This window comes from Lysinibacillus sp. FW301-JW8, from assembly GCF_058788755.1.
Genome location: NZ_JBYTBB010000047.1, coordinates 1 through 21,288 on the forward strand (window position 1 = coordinate 1; position 21,288 = coordinate 21,288).

General features: G+C 36.4%; 18 protein-coding genes. 14 read left to right on the forward strand and 4 right to left on the reverse strand.

What is annotated here, in order from left to right; genetic code table 11:
* Window positions 1-141: 141 nt before the first annotated feature.
* Window positions 142-1,392 carry a BaiN/RdsA family NAD(P)/FAD-dependent oxidoreductase gene (locus tag AC3WOM_RS17810; protein WP_492447808.1) on the reverse strand — a complete coding sequence of 417 codons (1,251 nt, stop codon included), beginning with the start codon at window positions 1,390-1,392 and terminating at the stop codon, window positions 142-144.
* Between the two features lie 294 nt (window positions 1,393-1,686).
* On the opposite strand from AC3WOM_RS17810, the gene asnB reads away from it, so the two are divergent.
* The 4 genes from asnB (at window position 1,687) to AC3WOM_RS17830 (ending at window position 8,159) form a co-directional block, all read left to right on the forward strand.
* Window positions 1,687-3,534, forward strand: coding sequence for an asparagine synthase (glutamine-hydrolyzing) (gene asnB / locus AC3WOM_RS17815; RefSeq protein ID WP_492447809.1), 1,848 nt, complete (start codon window positions 1,687-1,689; stop codon window positions 3,532-3,534).
* Window positions 3,535-4,134: 600 nt separating this feature from the next.
* Complete coding sequence (locus AC3WOM_RS17820; protein ID WP_427542968.1) at window positions 4,135-5,748, forward strand: putative polysaccharide biosynthesis protein; 1,614 nt, start codon at window positions 4,135-4,137, stop codon at window positions 5,746-5,748.
* Between the two features lie 8 nt (window positions 5,749-5,756).
* Window positions 5,757-6,470 (forward strand): pseudouridine synthase, encoded by a 714-nt coding sequence (locus AC3WOM_RS17825; protein WP_492447810.1) that lies wholly within the window; start codon window positions 5,757-5,759, stop codon window positions 6,468-6,470.
* 171 nt (window positions 6,471-6,641) lie between these two features.
* The gene (locus tag AC3WOM_RS17830; protein WP_492447811.1) at window positions 6,642-8,159 is read left to right on the forward strand and encodes a GGDEF domain-containing protein; all 1,518 of its coding nucleotides are present in this window, start codon (window positions 6,642-6,644) and stop codon (window positions 8,157-8,159) included.
* A gap of 69 nt (window positions 8,160-8,228) precedes the next feature.
* Here AC3WOM_RS17830 and AC3WOM_RS17835 read toward each other — a convergent pair whose 3' ends face one another.
* The gene (locus AC3WOM_RS17835) at window positions 8,229-9,398 is read right to left on the reverse strand and encodes an MDR family MFS transporter (RefSeq protein WP_492447812.1); all 1,170 of its coding nucleotides are present in this window, start codon (window positions 9,396-9,398) and stop codon (window positions 8,229-8,231) included.
* Between the two features lie 292 nt (window positions 9,399-9,690).
* Complete coding sequence (locus AC3WOM_RS17840) at window positions 9,691-9,912, reverse strand: DeoR family transcriptional regulator (protein WP_036118795.1); 222 nt, start codon at window positions 9,910-9,912, stop codon at window positions 9,691-9,693.
* A gap of 502 nt (window positions 9,913-10,414) precedes the next feature.
* Between AC3WOM_RS17840 and pepV the strand changes: the two genes are divergently transcribed.
* The 7 genes from pepV to AC3WOM_RS17875 all read left to right on the forward strand — a co-directional run bounded on the left by pepV (window position 10,415) and on the right by AC3WOM_RS17875 (window position 18,372).
* Window positions 10,415-11,821 carry a dipeptidase PepV gene (gene pepV / locus AC3WOM_RS17845; protein WP_492447813.1) on the forward strand — a complete coding sequence of 469 codons (1,407 nt, stop codon included), beginning with the start codon at window positions 10,415-10,417 and terminating at the stop codon, window positions 11,819-11,821.
* Window positions 11,822-11,848: 27 nt separating this feature from the next.
* On the forward strand, window positions 11,849-12,703 hold the full coding sequence (gene dat / locus AC3WOM_RS17850) for a D-amino-acid transaminase (RefSeq protein WP_492447814.1): 855 nt from the start codon (window positions 11,849-11,851) through the stop codon (window positions 12,701-12,703).
* Window positions 12,704-13,094: 391 nt separating this feature from the next.
* Window positions 13,095-14,099, forward strand: coding sequence for a nuclease-related domain-containing protein (locus AC3WOM_RS17855; RefSeq protein ID WP_492447815.1), 1,005 nt, complete (start codon window positions 13,095-13,097; stop codon window positions 14,097-14,099).
* Between the two features lie 3 nt (window positions 14,100-14,102).
* The gene (locus AC3WOM_RS17860) at window positions 14,103-15,053 is read left to right on the forward strand and encodes a diacylglycerol/lipid kinase family protein (RefSeq protein WP_492447816.1); all 951 of its coding nucleotides are present in this window, start codon (window positions 14,103-14,105) and stop codon (window positions 15,051-15,053) included.
* Between the two features lie 76 nt (window positions 15,054-15,129).
* The gene (gene trmB, locus AC3WOM_RS17865) at window positions 15,130-15,777 is read left to right on the forward strand and encodes a tRNA (guanosine(46)-N7)-methyltransferase TrmB (protein ID WP_427542992.1); all 648 of its coding nucleotides are present in this window, start codon (window positions 15,130-15,132) and stop codon (window positions 15,775-15,777) included.
* Window positions 15,778-15,788: 11 nt separating this feature from the next.
* Window positions 15,789-16,652, forward strand: coding sequence for a YtnP family quorum-quenching lactonase (locus AC3WOM_RS17870; RefSeq protein ID WP_492447818.1), 864 nt, complete (start codon window positions 15,789-15,791; stop codon window positions 16,650-16,652).
* Window positions 16,653-17,145: 493 nt separating this feature from the next.
* A complete protein-coding gene (locus tag AC3WOM_RS17875) occupies window positions 17,146-18,372 on the forward strand; it encodes a carboxylate--amine ligase (protein WP_492447820.1) in 1,227 nt (408 codons plus the stop codon).
* 54 nt (window positions 18,373-18,426) lie between these two features.
* Here AC3WOM_RS17875 and AC3WOM_RS17880 read toward each other — a convergent pair whose 3' ends face one another.
* Window positions 18,427-18,741: a hypothetical protein gene (locus tag AC3WOM_RS17880; protein ID WP_283869213.1), complete on the reverse strand. Its 315-nt coding sequence runs from the start codon at window positions 18,739-18,741 to the stop codon at window positions 18,427-18,429.
* 165 nt (window positions 18,742-18,906) lie between these two features.
* Between AC3WOM_RS17880 and AC3WOM_RS17885 the strand changes: the two genes are divergently transcribed.
* The 3 genes from AC3WOM_RS17885 (at window position 18,907) to AC3WOM_RS17895 (ending at window position 21,181) form a co-directional block, all read left to right on the forward strand.
* On the forward strand, window positions 18,907-19,983 hold the full coding sequence (locus AC3WOM_RS17885; RefSeq protein ID WP_492447822.1) for a M42 family metallopeptidase: 1,077 nt from the start codon (window positions 18,907-18,909) through the stop codon (window positions 19,981-19,983).
* 62 nt (window positions 19,984-20,045) lie between these two features.
* Window positions 20,046-20,567, forward strand: a complete 522-nt coding sequence (locus AC3WOM_RS17890) for a DUF84 family protein (RefSeq protein ID WP_427543006.1) — start codon at window positions 20,046-20,048, stop codon at window positions 20,565-20,567.
* A gap of 95 nt (window positions 20,568-20,662) precedes the next feature.
* Window positions 20,663-21,181, forward strand: coding sequence for a hypothetical protein (locus tag AC3WOM_RS17895; protein ID WP_492447823.1), 519 nt, complete (start codon window positions 20,663-20,665; stop codon window positions 21,179-21,181).
* Window positions 21,182-21,288: the final 107 nt, after the last annotated feature.

Below are 21,288 nucleotides of genomic sequence, written 5' to 3' on the forward strand. Positions count from 1 at the left end.
CGTTTTGAAAAAGGGCTATACTTTTTAATTTGTCACCTTGATGTCATTGACATAATAGTATTTCAACAACATGAAAAACGTGTCCTATTTCCAGGACACGTTTTTCAATGATAAGAAGCGCCTTATTCACGTGGTAAATTATTAAAGTCCTGCGTTCATTCCAGCGATACGTCCAGTAACAAGCGCAGATGTAATATTATAGCCTCCTGTATAGCCATGAATATCTAGGATTTCTCCGCAGAAGAATAAACCATTCTTTTTCTTAGAGGCCATTGTCTTGGGCTCTATTTCCTTAATAGAAATACCCCCGCCAGTGACAAATGCCTTTTCAAGTGATTGTGTACCACTTACAGTCATCGTAAAATTGACAAGCAAACGAGCTAAATGACGGATTTTTTCCTGTGCTATTTCAGTGCCTGTCATCTGTACATCTATGCCAGCACGTTCACACAAAAACAGTAGCCATCGTTCAGGGGCTATCCCTTTCCACACATTTTTAACTGCCCTTTTTGAATCCACTTTCCATAGCTTATTTAAGTATTGCAGACATGTTTCTTCATTATAATGCACAAGCGTGTGAATACGGATTGTCACTGGTTCATAACCTGTTTTCATTAATTCTTTTACGATAAATTGACTACAGCGTAAAATAGCAGGACCACTTAATCCGAAATGAGTAAAGAGCATGTCCATTTGATGGGTTACGAGCACTTTGCCTTTTTTATTTAAAACAGAAACAGCAACCTCTCGTAAAGCCAATCCCTGAAGCTCACGATTTTGTATAAAGTCCTCCTTCGAGAGCACAGGAACCTCGGTAGGGAATAGCGTTGTAATTGAATGACCCGCTCTCTCTGCCCATGGATAACCATCACCAGTTGAGCCTGTCTGTGGAACAGCTTTCCCACCTACAGCGACTATTACAGCCTCACTCCGGACTTCTAATCCGTCTGCAAGGCGAACACCAAGAATTTTTTCATCATCCATTAATAGCTTACTGACAGGGGTATTTAACCGAACTTCTACATGCAAACGCTGTAATTGACGAATTAATGCGTCAACAACATCTTGCGCTCGATTAGACACAGGAAACATACGCCCGTGATCCTCCTCTTTTAGAGCAACGCCTAGCCCTTCGAAAAAGGAAATAATATCCTCATTATTATAAACTGTAAATGGGCTATATAAAAACCGCCCATTACCCGGTATATGTTTAACAATTTCTTCTATAGGTAAACGATTTGTCACATTACAGCGACCCCCGCCAGAAATAGCAAGCTTTTTACCAAGCTTATTCCCTTTTTCTACTAGTAATACTTTCTTTTTTCGTTCTCCAGCAGCGATTGCAGCCATTAAGCCTGAGGGACCTCCACCAATAACAATTACATCATACATATATAGAAACTCACTTTCTATTCAAATTAGGAATCCTTCCTATTATACATGAAGTCTATATATAGGGGCTTCTTTCGCATTGAAAATATTACGAAAGTGTTTTATAATTCCTTATCTCATCTAAACAGATGAAAAGTGGTTTTTTGATAGATAGAAGAATCGGTGTACGATTATTCATGTAAAATAGGCTACCCGATGAAAGTTTTTCATTATCTGTATTGTCAGCATGAAATGAACGTCTATTCGTGCTATTATGGAAAAGGTTATGCACTAAATTATGAGGTGAAAAATAGAATGTGCGGATTTATAGGCTATATTAATGGAACAAATGTAATCGATCATCATCAAACGATTGAAAATATGATGAATACAATTATTCACCGTGGACCAGATAGCGGTGGTATTCACAGTGACGATAAAGTAACGTTAGGATTCCGACGATTAAGTATTATTGACTTGTCAGATGTGGCAAACCAACCATTGTACAGTGCAGATGGTAACATTGTTCTTGTATTTAATGGAGAAATCTTCAACTTCCAAGAGCTGCGTGAAGATTTAATTGCAAAGGGACATACATTTAAAACACAATCTGATAGTGAAGTTATTATTTATGGTTATGTGGAGTATGGTGTAGAGTTTGTTAAGCAATTACGAGGTATGTTTGCATTCTGTATTTGGGATAAAAAGAATGATTTACAATTCATTGCTCGTGATGGCTTTGGTATTAAGCCATTATATTACTCAGAAAATACAACAGATAGTACCTTTATTTTCGGTTCAGAAATTAAGTCCTTCTTACCCCATCCATCCTTTATAAAAGAATTAAACAAAAATGCTCTTCGTCCATATTTAACTTTCCAATATTCATCAATGGATGAAACCTTCTTTAAAGGTGTTTTTAAACTACCACCAGCGCATTATATGTTAATTCAAAGTGGGAAAAAGAAAATTGTGCAATACTGGGATAAAAAATTCCATGCGAAAGAGGCACCAATTGAAAAATATGTAGAGGACATTCGTTCTACAGTAAGAGAATCAGTTGAGGCACATCAAATCAGTGATGTAAAGGTTGGTTCATTCCTATCAGGGGGAATTGATTCAAGTTATATTACGGCATTACTGCGTCCAGATAAATCCTTCTCTGTTGGTTTTTCTGACTATGAAGATATGTTTAATGAAACAAACCTAGCAAAAGATTTATCAGATACATTAAACATTCAAAATGAGCGTAAATATATAACAGCTGATGAATGCTTTGAGGCATTACCAAAAATTCAATGGCATATGGACGAGCCGCAATCTAATCCATCTTCTGTACCGCTATACTTCCTTTCAGAGCTTGCTTCAAAGGACGTAACAGTCGTCCTTTCAGGTGAAGGCGCGGATGAAATTTTTGGCGGCTACTCATGGTATCAAAACTCAGGTAAAATGCAACAATACGAAAAAATTCCTTTTGGTATTCGTAAAGCATTCCGAGGTATTGCAGAAGCATTACCTAAAAATCAATACACAAGCTTCCTTGTAAAAGGCGGTCAAACTGTGGAAGAACGTTTTATAGGTGAAGCGGTTGTCTGGGATGAAGAAGATGCATTAAATGTATTAAAGCCAGACTATAAAAATGGTCCATCTGTTAAGTCCATTACAAAACGTATATATGATGAAGTACCTGGCGATGATGACGTAACAAAAATGCAGTATTTAGATTTAAATCTATGGATGCCAGGCGATATTTTATTGAAAGCAGATAAAATGAGCATGGCGCATTCAATTGAACTACGTGTACCATTTTTAGATAAAGAAGTAATGGAATTAGCCAAGGACATTCCATCACGATATCGTGTCAACGACATTGATACGAAATATGTACTTCGTCAAGCAGCTCATCAGGAATTACCAGAAGAATGGGCAAAACGTCCAAAGCTGGGCTTCCCAGTGCCAATCCGTCATTGGCTGCGTGAAGAGAAATACTACAACATGGTAAAAGAGATGTTTACAACTGATTTTGCCAATAAATTCTTTGATACAAAGCAATTAGTAGGCTATCTCGATGAGCATTATGAGGGTAAGGCAAATCGAGGACGTTATATTTGGACTGCCTATGTATTTTTAGTATGGTACAAACAATTTTTTGTGGACATGTAATAGCTTTTGAATCGGTGGAGGTTTTTTAATCTCCACCGATTATTTTGAGCATTTTATAATTAGTGGGTAGAAACTTACTGTCTTTTTGATGGAATCGTCTATAGATAGAACTTTTTGATGGAATAATGCGTCTGTTTACCTATAAATATGTTAAGATTACAATTGGTTTACTTATATTGTGCTTATAATTTATATTTGACAGCGTTTGCATGCTGCTAAAGAAGTGGAAATTGCTTGAGATTGAGTAACCTGCTCAGGTATCCAGTAAATCCGCTCAGTTGACTGGCAAAACCGCTCAGGTACCAAGTAAAACTGCTCAGTAGACAGTCAGAACTGCTCGGGTATCCAGTAAACTGCTCAGTAGACAGTCAGAACTGCTCGGGTATCCAGTAAAACTGCTCAGTAGACAGTCAGAACTGCTCGGGTATCCAGTAAACTCTCTCAGTGGACTAGTAGAACTGCTCGAATACCAAGTAATATCACTCAGTAAGCAGCTAACTCGCTTAGATACCAATAAATCTGATTATAGTGAATATTTTCCAAATGTTATTCTGTGTGTTACGATGAAATTATTGATTTTACGATGAATGGATGGGTACAATGTCCAATTTAATGAAAGGTACTGCGATATTAACAATGGGGATGTTTTTATCGAAAGTACTCGGATTAATTTATATTTTTCCGTTTTATGCAATTGTGGGTGAGGAAAATATTGCACTCTATCAATATGCATACATTCCCTATTCGATTATGCTGGCAGTAGCCATCTCGGGAGCGCCAATTGCTGTATCTAAGTTTGTTTCTAAATATAATGCCATTGGTGATTATCAATCAGGTCGCAAGCTTATGAAATCAGGCATACTGATTATGATGATAACTGGTCTGGCCGCATTTACTGCCCTTTTTATATTAGCTACACCAATAGCGGGTCTTGTCATTAAAAGTGATGAGCAGGCATTTACAGTCGAGCAAATTGCTTCCGTTATTCGTTGGGTTAGCTTTGCTTTAATTGTTGTACCATTTATGAGTCTTTGGCGTGGATTTTTCCAAGGTTATGACAAAATGGAGCCTACAGCAGTTTCGCAATTGGTTGAACAAATTGTTCGTATTGTTGTGTTATTAGGTGGATCATTCCTAGTAGTAGTTGTCTTTAATGGCAAACCACAAACAGCCGTTTCCTTTGCAGTATTCGCTGCCTTTATCGGGGCTATTGGTGGATTGATGGTGCTCTATTATTATTGGAAAAAATATCAACCTGAATTTAACTTATTGCGCAGTCAGAGTGTTACATCTACCCAACTGCCAATGTCCAATATTTATAAAGAAGTTATTACGTATTCCATTCCAATGGTATTCGTAGGTATTGCCAATCCATTATTCCAACTAGTGGATATGTTAACGTTTAACGGTGCAATGACATCCATAGGCTTAGCAGAGGTAACCGATAAGTATTTATCAATGATAAACTTTACAACACATAAGGTTGTGATTATTCCGGTTATGCTAGCAACAGGTTTTTCGATGGCGTTAGTACCGACGATTACTAAGTATTTTACACAGGGTGAATATTTATCACTGCGACATGCAATGGATAAGACCTATCAAATATTAATTTTTATTACATTACCTGCTGTAGTAGGTATTTCGTTGTTAGCGAATGAAATATACTTTATGCTCTATTCTGAAAGTGAAATGGGGGCTACTATTTTAGCTCACTATGCGCCTGTTGCTATTTTATTTGCATTGTTCCAAGTAACAGCAGCTTTATTACAGGGAATTGACTTCCAAAAATGGATTGTCTTTAGCTTATTATCGGGTATTTTTGTCAAGCTAGCGATTAACATTCCTTTAATTCGATGGATTGAGGCTGATGGAGCCATTCTTGCCACAGCAATTGGCTATGGTGTTTCAATTATTATTAATATGTTAGTACTAAGAACAGCACTAAATTACAAATCAGAGATGGTTCTTCGCCGTGTCATGCTCATCTCTATTTTGACTCTAGCAATGGTAATAAGTGTATTGATCGTGCATAAGCTGTTAGGCTTAGTGATGGGACCAGTAGATGGAAAATTCTCTGCATTTGTTTACTCAGTTATCTGTGCTGGCGTAGGCGTTGGGGTATACGGTTATTTATCTTTACGTCTAGGCTTAGCTCAGAAACTACTCGGTGAACGACTAACAAAAATTACGAACAAACTTGGAATTAAATAGGAGGATTTATGCGTTTAGATAAATTGCTAGCAAATATGGGGTATGGGTCACGCAAGGAAGTGAAGCAGCTTCTTAAGCAAAAGGCAGTAACTGTAGATGGAGCATATGTAAAGGATGCAGCATTACATGTAGACCCTGAAAAACAAGATGTTTCCGTTTTTGGTGAACGTGTTGTTTATACAGAATTTGTATACTTTATGATGAATAAACCTCCTGGCGTTATTTCTGCAACAGAGGATGTACAAGATGACACGGTCATTGATTTGTTAGAGCCCTTACATCAACATTTTAAGCCTTTTCCAGTTGGGCGTTTAGATAAAGATACAGAAGGATTACTGCTACTAACGAATGATGGTCAGCTAGCGCATAATTTATTATCACCCAAAAAACATGTGCCTAAAGTTTACTATGCACAAATAGCAGGACTCGTGACAGAGGAAGACTGCAAAAAATTTGCACAGGGTGTAGAGTTGGACGACGGTTATATGACTAAACCAGGGGAGCTCAATATCTTAAAATCTGATCTTCAATCGGAAATCGAGCTAACCATTCAAGAAGGTAAGTTTCATCAGGTGAAGCGTATGTTTGAGTCAGTTGGTAAACGTGTTACCTATTTAAAACGTTTATCAATGGGAAGTCTAAAGCTTGATGACAATTTAGCTTTGGGAGAATATAGAGAATTAACTACAAAAGAACTAGATGACTTACAAAATAGGGATTAATAAGTACCTTGATGCTAATACGAATTAGTATCGAGGTATTTTTATATACATTCATAAACCAGTCACTGTATAATATAATGTAACCTTTAATAAGTTTATTATTTAGTCTTTAGAACTAATTTCAAAAAACTTCAGAAAAATGATTGTGGGAAAATAATAGAGGATACGTGCATGAAAAACCTTAGAATTAAATTATTAATCTCCTTAATTGCCTTTGCCCTAATATTGGTTGCAGTGATTTCTTATGTAAACAGGCAAATACTAGTGGCAGATATCGAACAACAAGAATCCATGAATAGGGCGTTAATTGAAAATCATATTTTGACTGATATGCAAACTGTAGATAATGCGCATTTTTATTTTGATCAAAATCTTTCAGATAAGATGGAGCAAGTACTCCGAAAGCTAGTTACATATTATGAAGAAAATCCAAAAGTGGCAACATGGGATTTACAAAAAATAAAAAACGAGAATGGCATGGATGTATACATAATTGATCAATCCAATACGGTTATTTATACAACTTTTGAAAAAGATAAAGGATTAAACTTTTCCTTATGCTGTAAACGATTTTCTACTCTACTAGATGAGCGTCGAACGAGTGGAGAATACTATAATGATGGCATAGATATCTCGACGACTACTGGAGGATATCGGAAGTTTGGTTATTTAGCGACACCTGATAAGAAATATTTATTAGAGCTAGGTATTGATTTATTAAATGATCCTGTCTTTCAAACCTTTAATTTTGGGAAGACCTCGAACTATTTAGTTGATAAATATATGGATTTAATAGAAGTGCAAACAATAAATGCGGGTGGCGTTTTCTTTGACGATTCAAAACCCGCTAAAATTACGGTGAAGGATCAAACAGCAATATTTCAAGAACATTTTGAGCTAGCTAAAAAGTCGATGAAGCCAACAGAATTTCAAAAGAAATATTCAAATGGCTTTATTGAAAAGTATCGTTTTTTACCATATGAAGCCGAAACAATTCGTGGTGAATCTACGAAAAGGATAATATATGTAAAGTATGGGAATTATACAGAATTAGAGGCACTATCTAAAAATACGAAGCAGTTTTGGCTATTGCTTTGTATTGCGTTAGGAACTTCATTTATTATGCTTATAGTCATTAACAAAATCCTTTCTAAAACTATCCATCTTGCAACATATGATCCGCTAACAAATGTCTTTAATCGAGCTACTTATATTAGAAAAATGGACAATCTTTTAAGGAAACGAAAGGAGAATCAACCAGGCTTATTGTTGATAGATTTGGATAATTTCAAGCTAGTGAACGATCAGTTTGGACATGGCGCTGGCGATAAAATCCTGATCGATACTGCAAGAATTTTAAAACAGGAGGTAGGAAATAATGGCATTGTTGTGAGGTTTGGCGGAGATGAATTTGCAATTGTTTTGTATGACACAAAGACAGAAAATATGCGTCAGTTAGCCAATTCGATATTGGACAAGTTCCGTCATTATAAGCATGTAGACAATGCCAATATCGATCAATGGTCTGTCCTCTCAGTCAGTATGGGGGGAGCCATTTGTTTTCATCCAGATGAGTCAGAAAGAAGCTTGTTTGAGCGTGCGGACAAGGCGTTATATCAGTCAAAAAATGCTGGTAAAGATCAATACACGAGCTTTGAAGAAGCTGAAGAGAGCTACGCTAAAGTTTAATAGTATAAAAAATGCTCCATAGCTTTTGTTAGTAAATCCAAAGGGTTCACTTCAAGCTATGGAGCGTTTTTATTGTGGCTTCAGCTTAGATTTATAGAAGAAGCAACTACATAATACAAGTGCAGCAATTACTACAAACAATGCGTTGATATAATGCGTTAACAGCCATCCACCGATAATTGGTCCAAGAAAGCCTCCTAAATTTTTGAATTGTGCAGCTCCTAAATAAGTTGCCTTTTGTGTATCAGGTGCAATCTCATCAATCATGACATTCATCGTTGGGAAGGCAAAAATTTCACCAATCGTAAAGATAATCATCGCAATAATATAAAGCGAATAGTTATTGGAGAAGCCGAACAATAATAGTCCGAATGCAAAGAACAGAACGCCTACTAAAAGAGTAGCAGTGGATGAAAAACGTTCTGATACAATACTAATTGGTAATTGGAGTAATAAAACAACCGCTGCATTTAGCGAGATAAGTAGCGAATAGAGTTTGGCACCGTCTTCAATTTTAAGCTCAATAACTTGTGGCAATGTTGAATCGAATTGAGAATAGCCAATATTGATTAAAATGGCTCCAAAAATAAAGCTTAGTAGAACACGATTTGTTAATAATAATGAAAAGGTTTGTAGTATTTTTGTTTGTGTTGTAGCTTTTGGCTGTTGCATTTCGTAACGATTCAGCACGAAAAATAAAAATACAGCATAAACAATATACATAATTCCTGTTAGCATAAATGGAATACTTGGACTAGACAATTGAGCAATATAAACACCAATGATCGGACCAATAACCGCTGCTATGTTAATAGCCGTATAGCGAAGAGAAAATAATCTTTTTCGTTTGTCAGCAGGTGTAAAATCAATCATTAATGCTTGTGTCGAAGGTTCAAAGAAAGAACGGCAAAGTCCATTCAAAGCATTGAATAATACAAAATACCAAACTACATGAGCCGTTGCAAAGCCAAAGAATACAAGACTCCAAATAATAATCGTCAGCAGAATAACACTTTTTCTACCAAAACGATCTGTTAGGTAACCACCAAAAAATCCGCCAATAGTAGAAATGAGTGGAGCAATACCAATTGTCAACCCGATTTGTAAAGGGGAGGCTTCAATTTCATTATGTAAATAGATTGCTAAAAAGGGCATTGCCATAAAGCTTGCAATACGTGTGAAAATCGTTCCGCCAAGAATAATCCAAACTAATGGATGAAACATCTTAGACAATTTCATATTAAATCCTCCTCTCAACATGTAGAATGTTTCGAGTTTAACGGATTGTTAAGCAACTGTAAATAGTCAAAATAATGAAGGTGAGGATTGATGGTAAGAAACGTAAGTGAAATGGGAATGCTTTTGTTTTCAGATAGTTGAGTGGAATGAGGCTTTAATTGAACATTCCTTTCTCATAATTGAGCAAAAAGAGGAGTTTTCAATTGTCTAAAAAATGACGAACAAAAAAGAATGACCCCGACGAAAGGCCATTCTTTTTCCATACTCAATGCTTTACGTACTCAACGTAAAACTAAGACGTCATTTTAACTTTTTTCTTCGTCGTTGTCCATTTGCCTCGACTTGGACTCATTACCAAATCGTTAAAGGCTAACACGTTCAAATCTCTTTGAACGGTGCGAGGAGTGATACTAAACTCTTCGACTAAATCCTGTGTAGACACGGTTCCTTTGTCTAAAATAAACATGTACACGTCTTTAATACGATTAAGCATTCGATCAGTAGTTGGTTTCATTAAATGAACCACTCCTTCATCTTAATTCTCTTGGCAAAGACTAGCGGACGACAATATGTGCGGAGTGCACTTAGGCTGATAAGTAGCTGCCTTAGACATCCCCTTTTCTATTTTTATATTCAGAACAATTATTCTGATAACTTTATTATATAGAAAAATTAGTTGATTTTCTAGTGAATGCAAGAGAAATTTACAATAAAAACAAAAAATTTATACTGTATTTTGTGGGAATGCGTGAAAAACATGCTATATGTGGTAGTCTTAGTAGTTGATACTGAAAATAGTTGTCAGAAAGATGATTGTTCTATATGTTGTAAGGTGTAGAATAATGTTTAACTTGATTCAGCAAATCTTTACTGTGCGAAAGCATAGCGACAGTAGCAAATCTTTACTGTACGAAAGCATAGCACAGGTACAGAATACTCCCACCTCTAAAGGCGGCGAGATAAATGCTGTTTTATTACGCTGGGGCGTAATTGATAATTTAAAGGAGGTATACCATATGGATTGGTTACAAGTTGCAAAAGAAAGGCAAGATGAATTAATACAAGAGTTACAGGAGCTTGTGCAAATTAATAGTGTTTTGGATGAGGAAACGATCACTTCTGAAGTACCTTTTGGTGATGGTCCACTTAAAGCACTGGAATGGTTGCTAGCTAAAGGTCAGGCTGAAGGGCTATTAACGAAAAATGTCGATAATTATGCTGGACACATTGAAATGGGTACTGGTGAAGATATATTAGGTATTTTATGTCATGTTGATGTTGTCCCTATTGGGGATGAAGCTGATTGGACATACCCGCCATTTAGTGGCACCATTGCAGATGGAAAATTATATGCTCGTGGTGCGATTGATGATAAAGGTCCAACAGTAGCTGCGTGGATGGCCATGAAACTTGTTAAGGATGCAGGTATTCAGCTTAATAAAAGAGTACGTATGATTATTGGTACGGATGAAGAAACAGGCTTCCGCTGTGTCGACCACTACTTTAAACGGGAGGAAATGCCGTCAATAGGTTTTGCACCAGATGCGGATTTCCCGCTCATTAATGCTGAAAAGGGCATTGCAGAGCTTGTGTTCTCTCAAAATAAAATAGGTGATGCAACGAAAGAACAGCTACTACTATTTAATGCTGGAAAGCGCCCAAATATGGTACCTGATTTTGCAGAAGCGAAGGTTCAGTTTGTTTCTCAACGGTTCGAACTGAATTTTCAAACATTTTTAAGCAAAAATCAGCTAGAAGGCACTTTATTAATAGAGGGTTCTCGCTATATAATAACTATCAAAGGTAAAGCAGCCCATGCAATGGAGCCAGAAAAAGGTGTCAATGCAGCTGTTTATCTTGCAGCATTTTTACAACAAGAATTGACGACAGAGGCAAGTAAGCAATTTGTCGACTTTATCGCAGATGTTTTTTACCAAGACCATTATGGTCATCAATTAAATTTACAATTTGAGGATGAAATGTCTGGGAAAACAACATTAAATCCAGGTATTGTAAGCTATGATGTGGCTAAAGGCGGCAGTTTGGTAATCAGTATGCGTTATGCTGTCACATATCCATTTGAAAAGAAAATTACGGCTGCACAACGCTTCACTGTGACGAAAGGTTTTTCATTGGATATTCGGGATGACTCGAAACCTCATTATGTAAGTGAAAATGATCCATTCATTCAAACACTAACGGAAATCTATAGGCGTCAGACAGGTGATTACGAAACACCACTGCTTTCTACAGGTGGCGGTACGTATGCACGTGTGATGAAAAAGGGTGTAGCATTCGGTATGTTATTCCCAGGTGAACCTGATGTAGCGCATCGTGCGGATGAGTTTGTTGTCGTTGAAAACCTAGTCAGAGCAGCAGCTATATATGCTGAAGCAATTGTTGAACTTGCAGGAAGAAAATAACTCAAATATGAAAAGGATGAGCGAAACATGGCATATTCATTATGGAATGATCAAATCGTTGAAGAAGGATCTATTACAGTATCACCAGAAGATAGAGGTTACCAATTTGGTGACGGAATTTATGAAGTAATCAAAGTTTATAACGGAAACATGTTCACAGCACAGGAACATATTGATCGTTTCTACGCAAGTGCCGATAAAATTCGTCTAGTCATTCCTTATACAAAAGATGTATTACACAAATTATTACATGAACTTATTGAAAAAAATAATTTAGACACAGGTCATGTTTACTTCCAAATCACACGTGGTGCAATTTCTCGTAATCATATCTTCCCAGATGCAAGTGTTCCAGCAGTATTAACTGGTAATGTAAAAGCTGGCGAGCGCGCCTATGAAAATTTTGAAAAAGGCGTAAAGGCAACTTTTGTTGAGGATATTCGTTGGTTACGTTGTGATATCAAATCATTAAATTTACTTGGTGCAGTATTAGCAAAACAAGAAGCATCAGAAAAAGGCTGCTATGAAGCGATTTTACACCGTGGTGATATTGTTACAGAATGCTCATCAGCCAATGTTTATGGTATTAAAGATGGTAAACTTTATACACATCCAGCAAATAACTTTATTTTAAACGGGATTACACGCCAAGTGATTTTAAAATGTGCTGAGGAAATTAATTTACCAGTAATAGAAGAGCCAATGACGAAGGCAGATTTATTAACAATGGATGAAATCATTGTATCATCAGTATCTTCTGAAGTTACTCCTGTTATTGATGTGGATGGCAAGCAAATTGGTGCTGGAGTTCCGGGTGTATGGACTCGTAAATTACAGCAAGCTTTTGAGGCTAAATTACCACTTTCAATTAATGCTAAGTAAATATTTCGAGAGAACTACCCTAATTTTGGTTTATACCAAGCTATTAGGGTAGTTCTTTTATCTTGATTCAGCAGATGTCATAGATTTTGAGGAAGAACTATTCGAGCGAGCTCAAAAAAATCCAGACGCAATTACACTGTGGCGTAATTTATTTTTCGTAAAAGGTATAGGTGTGGGAAAAGTGATCGTTTGCTGATTGAAGTTTTACATTATAGAGCAAATTATGGATGTTTTCTCCTGTACCGTCATGTAAAATAAATAAGATAGATTAAACTATAGAGATTTATATTTGGAAAGCAAATGTCGATGTAATAAAAGCGAAGCGATTAACTTCCTTCATTCAAAAAGGAATGATTACATAGAGGGCAAGTAAGAATGGAGTGACCGTAAAATGGCACAATTAGTGAAATTACAAGATTATATTTCACGTTATCAAATTGACTTAGCAAGATATCCCACACAATTTGTGCGTTTAAAGAAAAATCAGTGGGAGCGTGTCAAAAGACAGTGGGAGCTTGGAGAAGATATTACTGAATGGCAGCATGCTGATTCTGTTGCTGAACAAGAACCCTTTGAGGAAAAAGAACGCTTTTCTTTATTAAAAAAATTATTTGCTGGTCGTCACAAGGAAGAAAAAGAAGATATTGAACAACTCGAAATTTCAAATGAATTAGTCAGTGATGAGGACAGTATTCCAGAAGAAGAAACAACATTAACATTTGAACCGAAAATTGTCTATGCACCACAGTCTATCCATGAACTAAAAAGAATGTTTATCGATCAATTTTTCCATTTTCAGATGAAATGGGCGAGTTCAACATTACGTGAAAAGTCATATGTCGATCCTCGTTTTATGCGTGATTCCTTACTACGTAATTTGTTGCAGCAATTACCTGATAATTATTTACTTTTTTATTACCCGATTTTACAAATAAGAAAAGCACCCATAGAACTTGATGTTGTCCTAATGTCACCAACAGAATGTATTTGTATTACTGTATTAGAAGCGGAGAATCAGGCAGTTTACGTGGGAGGCAGTGATCGATTCTGGATTAAAAAGGTAGGAACAAAGGATTCTAAGGTCCTGAATCCAACGATTAATTTAAGTCGTATGGAATCTGTATTAACGCAATTATTTAAGCAGGACAATATTGACATGCCAATTCGTAAAGTTGTTTTAACACGTAATGGTTATTTTGACTATCCGGGATCACCATATGGTATACAATTTATTGATTATCGTAATTATGGAGGATGGATGGAGTATTTAAAAAAGGTATCCTCTCCAATGAAGCATATGCAAATTCGTGCTGCCCAAACGATTTTAAATAATGTACAAACGACATCCTTTAATCGGGATATTTGGCAGCAATCTTCTCAGCAAACTGAGGATTAATGCATGCAAGTATTATTTATTGTGAATGAGGCAGCAGGTAATGGAAAAGGTAAGAAGGTTTGGCGTCAGCTTCAACGTCATTTAACAATCGGCTATCAAGTTGTCTTCACAGAATATGAAGGACATGGACAAAAACTTGCAAAGCAATGGGCTCAAAATGCGCAAACAAAAAAACTATTGGTTATTGTTGGCGGTGATGGCACGATACATGAGGTTGTTAGTGGTGTTGTACATAATGAATATATAATTATTGGTGTGGTGCGTGCTGGCTCTGGGAATGATTTTGCTCGATATTTCACAACATTTCAAAATGCTCTACAAATTGAAACTTATATACAGGCAAATATGTCTAGCCTTTCGATGGATGCTGGTACCATTCAGCTTGGAGCACTTCAGCGTGAGATATTTGTTAATAATGCGGGTGTAGGCTTTGATGCTTTTGTTACAAAGCACATTAATAAATCTCGTTTGAAGTTTTATCTCAATAAAATAGGGCTTGGAAAGTTATCCTATGCTACAGCTGTAGTTAGAGGATTATTTAGCTTTGAACGCTTTGATGTAACTATTCGTACAAACAATCAACAATGGCAGTTCCAGCAGACATGGTTTGTCGCGATGAGTAATCATCCTTATTTCGGAGGAGGCATGAAAATCTCTCCTTGCTCCAAACCTAATGATGGGAAAATAGAACTAACAATCGTTCATGGTATTTCACGTCTTAAGTTATTACTTGTGTTTATTACTGTATTTTTTGGTAAGCATACTAAATTCAAAGAAATTACATTTTTACAAGGCAATGCATTTGAAATATTGCTGCAATCACAGCATGTTGATTGTCATACAGATGGTAACTATATTGGGGAAATTGATTATGGAACAAACATCTATTGTGCTGTTCAACGTGAAGCTTGGCATGTTGTAGCAGAAAAAGCTAATAATATCATTTCGCAATAATTTCATGCGAATTTTATAGTAATACGTTATACTATAAAAAATCAATAATTTTACATGAAAGAAATGAGGAAGAAAATTGAGATTAAGAAATAAGCCTTGGGCGGAGGAAATGATTACAAGTCATCCAGAGGTGATTGTTCCAAATCCTGAAGACTTTAAAGGAAATTGGCAGACTGTTTTCGGCAACGACAACCCGCTGCATATTGAGGTAGGTACTGGAAAAGGACAATTTGTTACTGGTATGGCCTTACAAAATCCTGATATTAATTATATTGGCATTGAGCTTTATGACAGTGTCATTGTATGTGCTTTGGAAAAAATTATAGAGGCTAAATCTCCAGCGAATTTACGATTATTAAAAGTAAATGGCGCAGATTTATATAAATATTTCGTAAAAAATGATGTAGATCGTGTGTATCTGAATTTCTCAGATCCTTGGCCGAAAACGCGTCATGCAAAGCGACGTTTAACGCATGGGGATTTTTTGAAATTATATGAGTCGATTTTAGTGGATAATGGGGAGATCCATTTTAAAACGGACAACCGTGGTTTGTTTGAATATTCATTAACTAGTATTTCTGAATATGGTATGTTGCTAAAGTATGTATCACTCGACCTACATGCGGATATGCCTGAGGATAATGTTATGACTGAGTATGAGCAGAAATTTTCTGCTAAAGGACAGCCAATTTATCGTCTAGAATCGCAATTCATTACTAAATAGGGGGAGTATGGATGGATCAGTTACAGTTTCACAATATGTCATTATCATGGCTAAATGGGGGTGTCACTTGCCTTGATGGCGGTGCTATGTTTGGAGTCGTGCCAAAACCACTTTGGTCACGCAAATATCCAGTAAATGAAAAAAATCAAGTTGAGTTACCAACTGAGCCAATTTTAATTCAATTTGAAGGTAAAAATTATCTTGTTGATACAGGTGTTGGCTTTAACAAATTAAATGAAAAGCAGCTTCGTAATTTTGGTGTTACTGAAGAATCAACATTATTGGATAGCTTACAGGAGCTAGGATTAACAACGGCAGATATTGATGCAATATTAATGACGCATTTGCATTTCGATCACGCTGGCGGTTTAACGCGATGGGAAGATGATGTACTTGTACCAACTTTCCCGAATGCCAAAATTTTCGTGACGAAAATTGAATGGGATGAGATGCGAGAACCAAATATTCGCTCAAAAAATACGTATTGGAAAGAAAACTGGGAGCCTGTTCAGCATTTAGTTGAAACGTATGAAGGTACGCTTGAGGTAGTGCCTGGTATAGAAATGATTCATACTGGCGGTCATAGTAATGGACATGCTGTTATTAAATTAACTCAAAATGGTGAAGTGCTGCTGCATATGGCAGATATCATGCCAACACATGCACATCAAAATCCATTATGGGTTTTAGCGTATGATGATTATCCAATGGCAAGTGTCTTTGCAAAGGAACGTATTATGAAAGAAGCACTAGCAAATGGTTATGGTTTTATTTTCTATCATGATGCATATTATCGTATGATTAAGTGGGATGAAACAGGTAAGGAAATAGTTGATAAACTTGAGCGTAGCAGACAAGCTGTCATTACATTTTAATAAGTAAAGAGCGTGCAAACTTAACAGTTTGCACGCTTTTTAATTTATCTTGATTTAACAGAATACTCTTACCTCTATTTCAGCGGGATAAAACACCTGCTGAAATAGAGGAACTGAGGCTAAGATCTTCACGCCTGAGTGACAAGCATCGTGTTGCTGCCGCTGCGTTAGCACTACGCTTTCGCACAAAAAACATCTGTTGGCCTAAAGTCTCTAGAGGATGTCACAAATTTTGTAAAGGAGCCTTTCAAGCGAGCTCGATAAAATCCAGATGTAATTACGCTGGGGTCTAATTAATTGGAATGAATAGTTTTTCTCCTTGCGTCCTGTTTAAATAGATTTCTACAAAGCGAATAATGGTAGAATTTATTATGTCGAAGTATTGGTGATTAATTGTCTATACCTTGCTTTTTTTGACCTTTTTCCGTGAACATTTTGGAAAATATGATACACTTAAAAACGATACTAAAACATAAAAGAGAGTTGAAATTACATGGCAATTGAGCAACCATTTTTACCGATACTATTAGGGTCAGATATGAATGCATACGGTATGGCACGAGCATTTTATGAGGCATATGGCATAAAGCCACTTGTATTAGGACGTTCACATTTAACAGCTACACAAGATAGTCATATTTTAGATTTTCAGGAGATAGACCGCTTAAATGAACAGGATGTATTTGCACCCGCCCTTGAACAGGTAGCAAAAAAATATGCTAATAAAAAGCTACTACTATTAGCCTGTGGTGATGATTACGCAAAGCTTATTATTAAAAATAAGCCAGCACTGCAGGAGCATTTTACAGTGCCTTATATTGATGAATCGCTGATGGATGAAATTTTGTTAAAAGAAAATTTCTACAAAATGTGTGATAAGTACAATTTTAAGTACCCAGGTACTACGACAGTTACAGCTGATAATTATGAAGATTTTATACCACCATTCGATTATCCGATTATTCTAAAGGCTTCGAATTCGGTTGAATATTGGGCATGTAAATTCCCTGGTAAGAAAAAAGTTTTTGTTGCATATGATGAAGATGAAAAAACAGCTATTTTAAAAGCAATCTATAGCTCAAGCTATCAGGATACAATGATCATTCAGGAATTTATTCCAGGTGATGATTCGTATATGCGTGTATTAAATGCCTATGTTGGCAAAGACGGCAAAGTTAAGCTAATGTGTTTAGGTAATCCAATTTTAGAAGAGCACTCGCCAGAGGGAATTGGCAGTTACGCAGCCATCGTTACCACATATGATAAAGAGTTACTGGATCAGGTACGTTCCTTCTTAGAGGATATCGGTTATACAGGCTTTGCTAACTTTGATATGAAATACGATGTTCGTGACAAACAGTATAAGCTTTTTGAAATTAACTTACGTAATGGACGCTCAAGTTATTATGTAACAGCAAGTGGTCATAATTTAATGAAGTATGTAGCTGACGATCATATGTTAAATATTGAGCAGGATTTAACATATGTACAGGACAAGCATTTATGGATGATTATTCCTAAAGGGGTATTATTCAAGTATGCATCCAATGAAAAGCTTAAGCTAGAAGCGAAAAAATTAATTCGTGAAGGAAAATATACAAATTCTCTCTATTTTAATGAGGATATGAATGCCAAGCGTTGGGTCAAGCTAACGTTAAATAATTTGAATTATTATCGAAAGTATAAAAAATACTTTAATAATAAAGGACTATCTGAGTAAAGCAAAGAAGCCATCTCATTCAACTGAGATGGCTTCTTTGTGTAAAAGAGATGGCTATACTTCTATTAGCTCTACCACTACACCAGAACGGGCATCCGCGGCAAATTCAAATGTTTGCATTTCTCCCGCATGCATACGAGAGATTCCTCCACGATATACTGGTATTGTCATAATGCCATTTGTGAAATCGTCTGTTTTCATATAAATCCAAGACCCATCGATGGGTGCATCTTTTTTAAATTCCTTTTTTATGTTTTCAAGTACTTGTCCTGCGGGTACATATGGAGAAACTTTTTCACTTGCTTCTTTAATAATGACTGCGGCAGCTAGACCAGTTGCGACACCAATTAAAAAATCACGTAATTTCATGCTTCTTTCCTCCTTTTTCTATATCTTCATTTTAGCATAGGACAGGGAGTGAATGCACGTTCACACTTTAGCGGTTTTAGTAAATGTATCAATATTTCGAAATCGGAAATAAATATGATACAATAGGCAAGGAAGAATATTCTACTTCGTGGGGAGAGAGTCATCATGAATGAGGAAACAAAGAATTTATTTAAAACATTAACAGAATTGCCAGGTGCTCCTGGGAACGAGCATGCTGTTCGTGAGTTCATGCGTACTGAGTTAGAAAAATACTCGGATGAAATCGTTCAGGACAATTTAGGGGGTATATTTGGTGTAAAGCATAGCGAAATTGCTGATGCACCAAAAGTATTGGTTGCTGGTCATATGGATGAAGTAGCATTTATGGTTACGTCGATTACAGATAATGGCATGATTCGCTTTCAAACGCTAGGCGGATGGTGGAATCAGGTAATGCTGGCACAACGCGTTGAAGTGTTTACGAAAAATGGAGCAATACCTGGTGTAATTTCATCGATTCCACCACATCTATTAACAGATGCTGAGCGTTCAAAGCCAATGGAAATTAAAAACATGCTAATAGATGTTGGTGCTGATAATAAAGAAGATGCGATTGCTCTAGGTGTTCGACCAGGACAATCAATTATTCCTATTTGTCCATTTACACCAATGGCTAATCCAAAAAAAATTATGGCAAAGGCATGGGATAATCGCTATGGATGTGGATTGGCAATCGAGTTAATGAAGGAAGTTCAACATGAAAAACTTGGAGTCCATTTATATTCTGGAGCGAACGTAATGGAAGAAGTTGGCTTACGCGGTGCTCAAGTATCTGCAAACATGATTAAACCTGATTTATTCTTTGCCTTAGATGCTTCTCCAGCGAATGATATGTCAGGAGAAAAAAATCAATTTGGTCAATTAGGTAAAGGGACTTTATTACGTATTCTTGACCGTACAATGGTTACTCATCGAGGAATGCGTGAATTCATCTTAGATACAGCTGAATCTAATCATATACCGTATCAGTATTTTGTGTCACAAGGAGGCACAGATGCAGGTCGTGTGCACACAGCAAATGACGGAGTGCCAAGTGCAGTTATTGGTATTTGCTCACGTTATATTCACACTTCTGCTTCTATTATTCATATTGATGACTATGCTGCTGCAAAGGCTCTAATTGTAGAATTAGTGAAAAAAGCAGATCGTTCGACATTAGAGACGATCCGCGCTAATGTATAATATAGGATGAAAAGATGCCTTAAAGGGCATCTTTTTCTATGTAAAGAAAGAGGTATTTAGACATGTATATCGCTATTGGTACAACAAACAAAGCAAAGATAGAAGCCGTTGAAATAATTGTTAGAAAACATTTAGATAATCCAACGTTTACTTATATTAAGGCTGCATCACAAGTGTCTAATCAACCTATGACTCATGAAGAAACAAGATTAGGTGCAATCAATCGAGCTAAAAATGCAATGATTGAAACTAGTGCTCAATTATCATTTGGCTTAGAAGGCGGCGTAACAGAGATTGATGGTTTAATGTATGTTTGTAATTGGGGGGCCCTTGTTGTAGCAAATGGCACAACCTATACGGCTGCTGGTGCACAAATACTATTACCAGAATCGATTGCCCAGGAAATAAGAGCAGGTAGAGAATTAGGTCCTGTGATGGAGCAATTTACTCAGCAAAGAGATATTCGTCAGGGTGTAGGCGCGGTGGGTATTTTTACACAAGGGTTAGTAAGCCGCCAGGTGATGTTTGAACATATTGTCTCTCTTTTGATTGGTCAATATTTGTTCACATTAGCACATAAATAGTTCGAGAGAATTAGTGATAATGGAATAGTGAAGTTGCAACTTTGCAAGAATTTTTTTAAAATAGAGAAAAAGTTTGCAATGAAAGGAAGAGAGACATGTCTCATACATGGCTACGTGCAGCAGGATTAATGCTTGTGCTGTTGGGACTTTCTGGCTGCAATCATTCTGTTGATGACCAAATTAGCAATGGGCTTCAAATAACAGAAACAGTTTTTGCAGAGGAGCCTGCGGAGCATACAGATAAAATTGGGAATGTAGAATTATACTTACCTTCTCACTTTAAAGTTGAAGATAGCTCAGATTCATATAATATATTAATAGCAAAGGGAAAAGAAAGTTTTATTCTGTTCATTAATGACCGTGAAGACACGGATAGTAAACTTTATTATAATCTGCTAAAAGAGGATAGTTCGAGAGAAATTATTAAAGAAAATACCTATGAAAAGAATGGCATTTTCGGTTTCTCTGCTGTTTCTAAAACTGATAATGAGAATGAATTTGAGCTAATTGTAAGCAGTGGTGGTATAAAAATGACAACTATTTCTCAGGCAAAAAGTATAGAAGAGAATTTATCAGAGATGACGAAAATCGTGCATTCGGTTAAGATTAAATAATTGGATAGTTTTGAACAGTACGGTTCACAAACAGGTGAACCGTTTTCATTTCGATTTCCTAGAGCTTAAGAGGCAAGGAACAAGAAGGTATTATCTGTTTAACTATA